Source organism: Undibacterium sp., assembly GCF_030683615.1.
Lineage (GTDB): Bacteria > Pseudomonadota > Gammaproteobacteria > Burkholderiales > Burkholderiaceae_D > Undibacterium > Undibacterium umbellatum.
Genome location: NZ_JAUXQE010000009.1, coordinates 37,248 through 49,255 on the forward strand (window position 1 = coordinate 37,248; position 12,008 = coordinate 49,255).

The following is a 12,008-nucleotide window of genomic DNA, read 5'->3' on the forward strand; positions in this document are numbered from 1 at the left end:
GTAACTCGCACGTTTGCTTCACGCAGTTTTAATTGATAATAATTCGTAGGGACTTTCACATGGCAAAAAGCTTTGTTGCTAAAAACGGCATCATAGGCGCATTGGCGCTGGCAGGTTTGACTGGCTGTAGTTCAATCGGCAATATTCTCGAACCAAACAGGATCGACTATAGAAGCGCCAGTAAGACAACGTCCGCATCCCTGGAGGTGCCACCCGATTTGACGCAAATTCGACGCGACAATCGTTTTTCTATCCCAGAAGCAAACAAAAGCAGTGCTACAGCATCCGGCTATAACCTGGAAAAAGGAAACAAAGTTGCCAGCAGTGGTAGCGGTGGCATAATCGCAGCCAAGCAAGTCCAGAATATGCGCATAGAGCGCAATGGTACAACTCGCTGGCTGGTGGTAAAAGACACGCCTGAATCGCTATGGCCACAGTTGAAGGACTTTTGGCAAGAACTGGGATTCCTGATCAATGTTGAGAATCAGGAAGCTGGTGTCATGGAAACCGATTGGGCAGAAAATCGTGCCAAAATCCCTCAGGACATTATCCGCAATACTCTGGGTAAAGTACTCGACTCACTGTATTCCACAGGCGAACGTGACAAATTCCGTACCCGTCTGGAACGTGGTGCCAATGGCGAGGTAGAAATCTACATCAGTCACCGCGGCGCTCAAGAAGTATTGGTCGGTGCACAAAAAGATGGAACGGTATGGACGCCTCGTGCAGTCGACCCTGGTTTGGAAGCAGAATTTCTGTCCCGCCTGATGGTGCGTCTGGGTACTGATGGTGAAAGAGCTAAAACTGCTGTGGCTGCGCCTAGCACACCAGGCAAGGCTCGTTCGCAATTGCTGAAAAACGATGGCAAAACCTATGTTGAAGTAGATGAGGCATTTGAACGCTCATGGCGTAGGGTAGGTCTGGCACTGGATCGCATTGGCTTTACTGTTGAAGATCGTGATCGTTCGCAAGGCTTGTACTTTGTCCGTTATGTGGATCAGGACATTGATGCCAAGACCAAAGGTGCCAGCGAAGGCTTCTTCTCGCGTTTGTTCTCGTTTGGCTCATCCACTGATGCAGTAAAAAATGCGCAGAAGTATCGTATTTTGGTCAAAAATGCTGCCAATGGTGAAATCAGCCATGTGTCGGTACATAATAGTGATGGAAAAGTGGATTCATCACCAGTCGCAGAGAAAATCCTGCAATTGTTGAATGACCAACTGAAATAAGATGTATGTATGATGAAAAAGCGAGGCCTGGCCTCGCTTTTTTGCTGTCGGCGCATACGCAATTAAGGTAAGCATCGCCAAACTTAACTGCAGCGTATCTTCAACGATTCTATATAGGCTTGCCCATCCGGCGGCAAACCTGTCCTTTGTGAATTCCATATCATTTCACCCAGGCACTCCATGATTTCATGGTGTGCCTCATGCTCAGACTGATGCTTTCTGGCCAGTATCTGAAATGCCTGCTTCACCCCTGGAGGTTGATCCACCGAGATTTGCTCAGCTATCGATAAATGCATGGAGAGATGCAAAAACGGATTGGTTTGCCCTTGGTCTACACTGTAACTGGCTTCAAGAGCCTGCTCTATATCGGCGAGGTCAATATCATACTCAGGATGCTGTCTGATCCAGTCAGAGGCAATGATTTCCAGTGGCGTCAGTATCAGGTTTTCGCGGGTTTTCCTGAAGGTTTCACAAAAAAAACGTCGTACATCGTGCTGGCTAGGGGTGAACATGAAAAGGTCCAAATTAAAAAGTGCGCCTATTGTAAAAGGTATTTTCTTTTGTCGCCCTGAAGCTTTTCATGACATGGGTTATTATCCACCGATTATTTGAAAGGAATACTCCATGTTATCCAAAGACGCTCTCCATACCTTGTTTACAAATGCACGCACGCATAATGCCTGGCTGGATAAGTCAGTCACTGATACGCAATTGCAAGAAATATATGATTTGATGAAATGGGGTTCCACTTCTGCCAATTGTTCGCCAGCGCGTATCGTATTCGTTAGGTCTGATGCTGAAAAACAAAAATTGCTGGGTTGCGTTTCCCAAGGTAATTTTGAAAAAACCAAGACTGCACCAGTGACAGCCATCATAGGCATGGACATGGAGTTTTTTGAAAAGCTGCCGCAATTATTCCCGCATGCAGATGCCCGTTCGTGGTTCGCTGGCAACCAGTCCAATATCGATGCGACCGCTTTCCGTAACTCATCCCTGCAAGGTGCCTACTTCATGCTCGCGGCACGCGCAGTGGGACTGGATTGTGGCCCTATGTCGGGTTTTGATGCAGACAAGCTCAATGCCGCTTTTTTTGCTGGCACCACGGTTAAAGTGAACTTCATTTGCAATCTGGGTTATGGCGATGCGCAACAACTTTTCCCACGCTCACCTCGCCTGAGTTTTGATGAGGCTTGCAAGATTGTCTGATCATCTTGCGTGGTAGTGTGACATTAAAGTAAAAAGAGCCTGCAATTATTCTTGCGGGCTCTTTATTTTTGAATTGGTGCCTTGTCGGTAGCTTACACCGTTTCAGGTAGTGGTGTTTTTTGCTTGAACTCACAGAGATCGGCAATCATGCAATTCCAGCACTTGGGTTTTCTGGCGATACAAGTGTAACGGCCATGCAGTATCAACCAGTGATGTGCATCTTGCTTGAATTCTGCTGGTACAAGTTTCATTAGCTTCTGTTCAACAATATCAACATTCTTACCCGGCGCAATGCCAGTGCGGTTGGATACGCGGAAAATGTGTGTATCCACGGCGATAGTCGGTTCACCAAATGCCGTATTCATGACCACGTTGGCGGTCTTCCTGCCAACGCCAGGCAGGGCTTCAAGAGCTTCGCGCTGGCGCGGCACTTCGCTGTTGTGTTCAGCCATCAGGATGCGGCAAGTTTCGATGACATTCTTGGCCTTGGTGCGGAACAGGCCTATGGTTTGTATGTACGGAATCAGTCCATCTACACCCAGCGCATGGATTTTCTGGGGGGTGTTGGCTGCCGGATAAAGCAGGCGTGTCGCTTTGTTCACTGACACATCAGTGGCCTGTGCCGAGAGCAGCACAGCAATCAGTAATTCAAATGGCGTTGTGTATTCCAGTTCTGTAGTTGGGTGAGGATTTTGTTGTCGCAAACGTTCAAAAATGACCTGGCGCTTTGCTGCATTCATTCTTTATCACCTTCTACTTTATCTTCGGATTTCGCTTGCAGTTTTTTAATGCGCGCTCTTTCTATGGCTGCTGCAATGATGGCTTTCTTGCGTTCTTTACTGTCAATTTCTTCGGCGCTCATTGCAGGCTCAGCTTCCAGTGCAACCAGCTTGGCCGCAGCCTTAGCAGCCAGGCGATCATCATTCTCCTGTTTTTCGCGTATCAGGCGCTGATTGCGCAAGGTATAGACTTGGCGAGACTGATCGGCCTGTTCTTGGCTCCAGGCATCCCAGCCAGTTTTGCCTGTGGTAACGGGTAGCATGCTGATGCAATCAACAGGACAAGGAGCGACGCATAGATCGCAGCCGGTACACAGTTCATTGATGATGCTATGCATTTGCTTGGGGGCACCGATAATTGCATCTACTGGGCAGGCTTGTATGCACAGGGTGCAGCCTATGCAGTAGGCTTCTTCTATTCTGGCTACGGGGCGTTCACGCTCAAGTCCGTGGCTGATATCGAGTGGAATGACAGCTTTGCCCAGTATGCTGGCAAGACGTACTACACCTTCCTGTCCACCTGGCGGGCATTGATTGTAGTTGGCGGTGCCATTGGCCATGGCTTCGGCATATGGCCGGCAAGCGGGGTAACCGCATTTGGTGCACTGAGTTTGTGGCAGGGCGTTTTCCAACAGGTCTGCGAGAGAATCTGACACGATGTTAAAAAAGTACAATAAAGAGCGTGATTATCCCCCTAAACACCAGAGGCCACAAACAAAAAAGCCACGACGCTTTTTACTGTCGTGGCTTGTGCTTGGTATGGGCAGATCAAGAATGCTGCTTGATGAATTCGCCGATTTTTGGACAAATGATATCGCGCCAGCGACGTCCAGAGAAAATGCCGTAATGTCCTGCGCCCGGTGCGACATAATCCTGTTTCATATTGGCAGGGATGCCACTGCACAAATCATGGGCCGCCTGGGTTTGGCCAGGGCCAGAGATATCATCGAGTTCACCTTCTACCGTGAACAGGGCAACGTTCTTGATATCTTGTGGTCTAACCAGCTTGCCTTCAACTTCCCAGGTGCCAGTCGGCAGTCGGAATTCCTGGAAAACTAGTTTAATGGTTTCCAGATAGTATTCAGCTGGCATATCCAGTACGGCGTTGTACTCATTGTAGAATTTGCGATGCTGCTCGGCTGATTCGTCATCACCCTGTATCAGATGCTGGTAAAAGTCCCAGTGACTCTGCGCATGACGGTCAGGATTCATGGCAACAAAGCCGGTATGCTGCAAGAAGCCTGGGTAAACCTTGCGGCCATAGCCAGGATAATTTGCCGGCACACTATAAATAACCGTGTTTTCAAACCAGGAGAATTTCTTTTCCGTCGCCAGATTGTTGACCTGAGTCGGTGATTTGCGTGGATCAATAGGGCCACCCATGAGTGTCATGGTTTTTGGCAACAAAGGATCTTTGGCAGTCGCCATCAGGGATATCGCAGCAAGCACCGGCACAGTTGGTTGACATACGGAGATCACATGCGTACCAGCACCCAGGTAATGGATAAAGTCCTGGACGTAATAAATATAATCATGCAGATGGAAAGGGCCAGCAGACAAGGGCACCATGCGTGCATCAGTCCAGTCAGTGATATACACATCATGCTTGGGCAACAAGCCGCGTACAGTATCGCGCAACAGCGTTGAGTGGTGACCAGACAGAGGAGCAACCAGTAATACTTTTGGCTGGTTCAGTTTTGTCAGTTCTTTGTCGCTCAGGACTTTTTTAAAGTGCAGCAATTTGCAGAAAGGCTTGATGACGGCGGTGCTTTGCGCGATCTCGACTTCTTGTTTGTCTATGGTGGTAGACGTAATACCGAATTCTGGTTTTTCATAGTCTTTGCCCAGGCGGAACAATAGTTCATAGCCTGCTGCTATGCGCTGCGAATAAGGCGAGTGCGCCAAGGGTGAGACCGGATTGGTGAACAGTTTTGAAGATGCTTCTGCCCATTGAGTCAGGGGATTCAGAAAGGCGCGATTGAGCTCGTGAAATTGATAAAGCATAGTGAATCTTTCAAATAAGGGGCCACGCATTCACTCGGCAAAAACAGGATCGCTGAGGCCAAATGACACAGGCCGAAGCAAGCTTAGAAAAAACACTTAATCGAACTGTTGCAATGCATCATAAACCAGTTTTTAATTTTTTTGGCTGAGCAAAAGACTTGTGTAAGTTGTTGGTGTGAATTAATGTTAAATTATTGATTTATATGCAATGATTTCTTGTGGGAATGTTGAAATTTAAGTATTTTTCAAGAATTAGCTGCATCCTTTTCAGCGTTAAAACTGAATAGTGTTTTATTTGTTCATTTATTCGATGAAAAGACACAGTTACTGGCGATGTTTTTCCATAAGCCTGTATCTGGCATTAATATTGTCGTAAATGTCAGATCGAATGAAAAAAGAGTTTTGTACCCGTGCTGAAGACCCTGGAAGCAAAGCCATGTTCCAGGTTATTTTGATATTTCAATGCATCATTTCTTTCTGAAGAGCTGAGCAGAATGAGTAAAGATAGTTCTCTAGCAGAAATCCATTGGCGTGAGCTTTGTCTGGATGCCCTGGACCTGATGCGCGACAACTCTGCAGATGGCCGCAAGATTGCCGACAGCCTGCGCCTGCAGGAACCTGGCAAATCCAACCCCGCCAGATTGATCGCAGCGGATCTTATCGATGCCTTTGCTGATTATTTTGATGATCATATGGAGCAGGCTGCTCCCATTTTTGAGCGTGCTGCCACTTTGTTTGAATCGGTGGATGAGCATGAAGGTATGGCATTCGCCCTGTTTGGGACAGTGGCAGTCTGGCGTCGCCGCGGTCAGGTGCAGGATGCTTATGCACTGTGTCACTCCCGCATCGTGCCTGCATTGCGCATGAAGGTCAGTCGCATATCTATTGTTGTCTACAATACCCTGGGTATCTTGTCACAAGAATTGGGGTATACCGAAGAAGCGATCCGCCATTTTTACACTGCACTGAATGATGCGCGCGTCTTGCAAATACCAAACCGGGTGGCGCAGGTGACGGCCAATCTAGGGGAAATTTTTTACGTCAGCGGCAATGCTGAAGATGCTGAAGTGTTATTGCAGGAAGCAAGGGATATTGCTGTCACATCCAGTGAGCGCTGGCTGGCCCCCTTTGTGTCTACCATGCTGGCTTTATGCAAGGTATCGCTGGACAAGTATGAAGAGGCCTACCAGACCATTGCTTCTTACATAAGTGGTATCAAAAGCGGTGAAAATGCAGATAATTCCAGCCGTGCATTTTGCCTTTCAGTGGCAGCATACACGTTGGCCATGCGCGGGCAACTGGAAGAGGCAGACAAACTCAGTGAAACAGCCATGAGTTTGCTGGACAGTTTCGAAGACAAGCATTTGAAGCCATATAGCTGGTGGGTCAGCGGTCATTTGCATCGTAGCCACAAACGTTATCCTGAGGCCATACGTGACTTGCGCCGCGCAGTGGATGAAGTTGGGGGCAATGGCTATATCTATATGCCGCTGCGGGCAATCAAGGAATTGTCTGAAATTTTTACTGAACTTGGGGACTGGAAAGAAGCCTATAACGAGCAAAAACGTTATCTGGACTTGTTTGCCAAAGCACAGGGGTTGGCTACCCGCGTTCACGTGCAAACCCTGCACATCAGGAATGAATTGAAAGAAGCAGAGCTGGCCAGGCGCATGGCAGAGCGTGCTATGGTTGAGCGCCGTCAACTCGAGGACGAGCTCAAACGCATGCTGGCCGAGCGTGAAACCGTACTGGAAAATTCCATTGTCGGCATGGTTTTTCTGAATAACCAGGGCCGTGTGCAATGGGTAAATACTCCCTTGTGCCAGATATTTGGTGTTGAGCGCGAAAAAGTCCTAGGCTCTTCACTGGAGCCTTTCTACGAATCGCGCGAGGCTTATCTCGAATCTGGCGCAGCGGTCAGTCAATCAGTCTTGCTGGGTGAAGCCTACGAGGCTGAACTAAAGATGCGGCGCAGCGACGGCACTGTGTTCTGGGTGCACTTTTCGGGGCGGGCTGTTGATAAAACCAATCTTACCCATGGCACGGTGTGGGTGGTCATGGATATTTCTACCCGTCGCCAGTTGGAAGAAGACTTGAGCAAGTCTGAACAACATTACCGCCAGCTTATCAATAATGTGACGGAAGGCATATTGGTCGTGCAGGATGGCCGCATCGTGTTTGCTAATCCACGCGTACAAAGCCTGACAGGTTACAAAGCAGATGAGTTGGCGCAAATGTCTTTCATCACCGCAATTTATCCTGATGACCGGCCTTTGGTAATAGACCACCATACCAGACGCCTACGTGGTGAAGAGGTTGAGCAGTATTACCACTTCCGTATTGAAAATCATCAAGCCCGGTCTATCATTTGGGTTGAGTTGTCTGCGGTCATGATAGATTGGGAAGGCCGTCCAGCTACCCTGTCTTTTGTCTCGGATATCACCCAAAGAAAACTGCTGGAAAGCCAACTCAAGGAAAGTATGGCAGAGCAAATACGCCTGCAGACTTTACAAATGCAAAATGAGTTGAAGGAAGCGGAAATGGCACGGCGTCATGCGGAAGAGTCGACGGAAGCCAAGTCCATGTTTCTCGCGAATATGAGTCATGAAATCCGTACGCCTATGAATGCCATTATAGGCATGGCACATCTGGCCTTACGCACTGAACTTAATCCCAAGCAAAAAGATTATGTAGAGAAAATCCATAAGGCAGGTATTTCCTTGCTTGGCATCATCAACGATATTTTGGATTTTTCCAAGATAGAGGCAGGTAAACTGAGTATCGAGCAGGTAGATTTTAATCTGGATGATGTGCTCAATAATATCTCGGCAGTCACGACAGACAAGGCTGATGAAAAAGGCCTGGAATTTCTGTTCCGCGCACCGCCGGATATTCCACGTTATCTGAATGGTGACCCACTACGGTTGGGTCAGGTCTTGATCAACCTCATCAACAATGCGATTAAATTTACTGAGCGGGGAGAAATCTATGTCACCTGCCGGACGCTGGAAGTAGCTGGCGGCAAGGTTAAACTCAAATTTGAAGTGCGTGATACTGGTATAGGCATGTCTGAAGAGCAGTCAGAAAAATTATTCCGCCCCTTCAGTCAGGCGGACGAATCAACGACACGCAAATTTGGTGGTACGGGATTGGGCTTATCAATTTCCAAAGGGATGGTCGAATTGATGGGGGGGGAGATTGCCCTGAGCAGTGAGGCAGGGCGCGGCACTTCCGTGTATTTTACGGCCTGGTTTGGCATAGCCCAACCGGTAGTGCAACGCCAGGTGATACCGGGTGCAATCAATGGTATGCGCTTGTTGATTGTTGATGATAACCCTGCTGCTGCCGAGATTTTGCAGGAGATATTATCCGAGTTGCCAGTGGATATCGATGTTGTCAATAGTGGCGCTGCTGCCTTGCAGGCGGTCATGGAGTGTAACCTTACCCATCCCTACGGCGTGATCTTTACTGATTTGCGTATGCCGGAGATGGACGGGCTTGAATTGATTACTTACCTCAAGCGTGATGGGTCACTGCAACCGGCACCCTTGATGGTGCTGGTCAGTGCGCATGGACGTGAGGAAGTTAGTTACCGTGATGACATCGCCTTGCCAGATGGTTTCCTGACCAAGCCTGTGAATGCTTCTACTTTGGTAGATTGCATGGTGGAGCTGTTTTCCAGCACTAATTACGCCATTCCTAGCAACCATGGCTTACTAGTACCCAAATATACTGATTTGCGGGTCTTGCTGGTGGAAGACAATGAAATCAATCAGCAAATCGCTCGCGAATTGATGGAGGCGGCTGGCGTAACCGTGGATATTGCCGGGAATGGGAAAATAGCATTAGAAATGGTAGGTAGGGCTAGGCCGGACTACTATGGGGTGGTGTTCATGGATGTGCAAATGCCAGAAATGGATGGACATCAAGCCACTAAATTAATACGTGCAGACGCGAATTTTGCCGATTTGCCGATCGTCGCGATGACTGCCCATGCGATGGTCGAAGAGCGCGAGTCGTGCTTTGCATCTGGCATGAATGCCCATCTCGCCAAACCTATCAACCCCAAAGAGTTATATCACGCGATTTCACATTGGTGCCCGGAACATGTCTCTGGTAGCAATTTTGACAACGTGCAATTACCTTTGCAGGATATTGGCAATAGTTTGCAAATAGAGGGTATTGATGTTGAAGAGGGGTTGAGCCGCACTTTAGGTAATCGCTCCTTTTATCTGGAATTGTTATCCCGTTTTTGTGATGATCAGCGCAATGTTGTAGAACATATTCGTGATGCGGTGGAGGCTGGTGATAACTTATTGGCCGAGCGCCTCGCGCATACCCTCAAAGGGGTAGCGGGCTTGATTGGCGCAAAAACCATACAACCATTTGCTGCAGAACTGGAGCTTAAGTTGCATGACCAGATCAGTATGGCAGAGATGGAACAAGTGCTGGTCGAAACCGCCCGAGCAATGCAGATCACCATCAATGCCATTGATCAGGTATTGGCGCAGGAAAAATCCATTAATAAACCCGACACCAAGGTGCTCGACTTGGCACCGGTTGACCACGAATTGATGCAGAATTTACTTGTAAAATGCTGTAACTTGTTGCGTGATTACGATGGCGAAGCGGTCGACTTGCTGTTAGAGTCAGGAGAAATGATCGCCAATGCCTTTGGTGTGGATGTGCAAAAGCAAGTCATGCGTGCGGTCAGGCAATTTGACTATGATGCAGCCTTGAATTTATTGAGCAATAGCGCAAAAAACCTCGGTTATGAAATACTTTGATTTGATGAAATCCAGTTCCGTACATGGCATCCACATGAATGTGGTGCAGTTACTTCTTATCGGGGTGATCTATGAGTGAGGTATTCGATCAAAATGCCAAACAGGTTATTTTGATAGTAGATGATACTCCGGACAATATTTCACTCTTGTCCGGATTGCTAAAAGATCAGTATAAGATCAAGATTGCCACCAACGGCCTGAAGGCCTTGCAGATTGCCTCTAGTCTGCCCGGCCCCGATTTGATCTTGCTGGATGTGATGATGCCTGAGATGGATGGCTATGAGACTTGCCGCCGCCTGAAGGCTGATATCGCGACGTCCGACATACCGATTATTTTCCTGACAGCTAAAAGTCAGGTGCAGGATGAGGAAATGGGTTTGCGTTTAGGGGCAGTTGATTACATCAGTAAGCCCATCAGCCCCCCCATCGTGCTGGCAAGGGTGGCGACGCAACTGAATTTGGTGCGTGCCCGCCACTTATTGCAAGACCAGAACAAGCATCTGGAAAGCCTGGTGCAGGATAGAACCCGCAAGCTGGCCAAGATGCAGGATGCCATCATCATGGCTATGGCTTCGCTGGCTGAGACACGCGACAATGAGACCGGAAATCATATTCGACGCACACAAAATTATGTCGCAGCACTGGCTCGCAAGTTAAAAGGTCATGTACGTTTTAGTAATGACTTGACGGAAGAAAACATAGAATTGTTGTTCAAGTCAGCGCCACTTCATGATATCGGCAAGGTCGGGATTCCCGACAATATTTTGCTTAAACCGGATAAATTGACATCAGAAGAGTTTGAGGTCATGAAGTTGCATACGGTGTACGGGCGGGAAACCATCATCTCTGTAGAAAAATACCTTGGGGAGAGTAATGAATTTCTCCGCTTCGCCCGTGAGATCACGTATTCGCATCAGGAGAAATGGGATGGCTCAGGTTATCCGGAAAACCTGGCAGGCGATGCCATACCCCTGTCTGCGCGCCTGATGGCGGTAGCTGATGTATATGATGCTCTGATTTCACGTCGGGTCTACAAACCCGCATTTTCGCATGAAGAGGCGATCGGTATCATGCGCAAGGGACACGGCACGCATTTCGATCCTGATGTTCTGGATGCCTTTCTGGAGATTACTGAAGAGTTCCGTCAGATCGCCAATCAATTCAAGGAGTCGGATTCGCATGTGCCAGTGAATTAAGGAACTGGGCGATAAAGTTTCAGGAATAAAAAAGCGCAAAGAAAATCTTCGCGCTTTTTTGTTTTGGTGGTTCGAAGATTAATCGAAAACCGGTGTTTCCACGCCCAGGATTTTGTGCAGCTTTGGCGAAGTCGTGGTGTATTGCATGTGGATTTTCTTGTCAGGGAAAATATACGGTGCAGCACCGAACGCAGCCAGTGCAGCTTCATGGAAGCCGGACAGGATGAGTTTTTTCTTGCCAGGATAGGTGTTGATATCACCGACGGCAAAAATGCCAGGTACATTGGTTTCAAACTTCTCGGTATTGACGACCTTCAATTGCTTGCGTTCTATGTCCAGACCCCATTCGGCGATAGGGCCGAGTTTTGGTGACAGACCAAAGAAGACCAGCAAAGTATCGAGTGGCATGCGACGGGTCACGCCATCAGCACCGGTAACCTTGATTTCGGACAGCAAATCGTCCTTGGTTTCTATGCCTGTGACCTGGCCTATGGTGAGTTGCATTTCATAGTTGTCGCAGAGTTCTTTCATCTTGGCGACAGAGGCTGGTGCAGCGCGGAAGTCTTCGCGGCGGTGCAGAACTACGACCGATTCAGCTTTGCCTACCAGGTTCAATGCCCAGTCCAGCGCAGAGTCGCCACCACCGCAGATTACCAGGTTTTTACCATGGAACTGGGTAGGGTCTTTTACGCGGTAGAACACCTGTTTGTTTTCAAAAGCTTCTATGCCTTCAACCTTTAAAGTGCGCGGCTGGAAGGAGCCAACGCCAGCAGCGATGAAAATGGTTTTGGTGATGAAGCGTGTACC

Annotated in this window: 9 protein-coding genes; 4 read left to right on the forward strand and 5 right to left on the reverse strand. The window is 48.3% G+C overall.

Annotated features, from left to right (window positions below; genetic code table 11):
• Positions 1-59: 59 nt before the first annotated feature.
• Positions 60-1,229: an outer membrane protein assembly factor BamC gene (bamC, locus tag Q8K39_RS05640; protein ID WP_186951683.1), complete on the forward strand. Its 1,170-nt coding sequence runs from the start codon at positions 60-62 to the stop codon at positions 1,227-1,229.
• Between the two features lie 83 nt (positions 1,230-1,312).
• Here bamC and Q8K39_RS05645 read toward each other — a convergent pair whose 3' ends face one another.
• Entirely contained in the window at positions 1,313-1,741 is a 429-nt protein-coding gene (locus Q8K39_RS05645) for a DUF1841 family protein (protein WP_305258651.1), read from the reverse strand.
• Positions 1,742-1,853: 112 nt separating this feature from the next.
• On the opposite strand from Q8K39_RS05645, the gene Q8K39_RS05650 reads away from it, so the two are divergent.
• The gene (locus Q8K39_RS05650; RefSeq protein WP_305258652.1) at positions 1,854-2,435 is read left to right on the forward strand and encodes a malonic semialdehyde reductase; all 582 of its coding nucleotides are present in this window, start codon (positions 1,854-1,856) and stop codon (positions 2,433-2,435) included.
• A gap of 92 nt (positions 2,436-2,527) precedes the next feature.
• Here Q8K39_RS05650 and nth read toward each other — a convergent pair whose 3' ends face one another.
• From nth to Q8K39_RS05665, 3 genes are all read right to left on the reverse strand, one after another.
• Positions 2,528-3,175: an endonuclease III gene (gene nth, locus Q8K39_RS05655; RefSeq protein WP_305258653.1), complete on the reverse strand. Its 648-nt coding sequence runs from the start codon at positions 3,173-3,175 to the stop codon at positions 2,528-2,530.
• Positions 3,172-3,870 (reverse strand): electron transport complex subunit RsxB, encoded by a 699-nt coding sequence (rsxB, locus tag Q8K39_RS05660; protein WP_370868567.1) that lies wholly within the window; start codon positions 3,868-3,870, stop codon positions 3,172-3,174. The genes nth and rsxB overlap by 4 nt, the downstream gene beginning before the upstream one ends.
• Positions 3,871-3,982: 112 nt before the next feature.
• Positions 3,983-5,218, reverse strand: a complete 1,236-nt coding sequence (locus Q8K39_RS05665; protein WP_305258655.1) for a polyhydroxyalkanoate depolymerase — start codon at positions 5,216-5,218, stop codon at positions 3,983-3,985.
• Between the two features lie 494 nt (positions 5,219-5,712).
• Here Q8K39_RS05665 and Q8K39_RS05670 point away from each other — a divergent pair, with 494 nt between their 5' ends.
• Together Q8K39_RS05670 and Q8K39_RS05675 are read left to right on the forward strand one after the other, a co-directional pair.
• On the forward strand, positions 5,713-10,005 hold the full coding sequence (locus tag Q8K39_RS05670) for a response regulator (RefSeq protein ID WP_305258656.1): 4,293 nt from the start codon (positions 5,713-5,715) through the stop codon (positions 10,003-10,005).
• Positions 10,006-10,076: 71 nt separating this feature from the next.
• Positions 10,077-11,201: an HD-GYP domain-containing protein gene (locus Q8K39_RS05675; RefSeq protein WP_186951676.1), complete on the forward strand. Its 1,125-nt coding sequence runs from the start codon at positions 10,077-10,079 to the stop codon at positions 11,199-11,201.
• A 78-nt stretch (positions 11,202-11,279) separates the two neighbouring features.
• On the opposite strand, the gene Q8K39_RS05680 is transcribed toward Q8K39_RS05675, so the two are convergent.
• The coding region (locus tag Q8K39_RS05680) for an NAD(P)/FAD-dependent oxidoreductase (RefSeq protein ID WP_305258657.1) at positions 11,280-12,008 on the reverse strand (729 nt) is incomplete at its 5' end.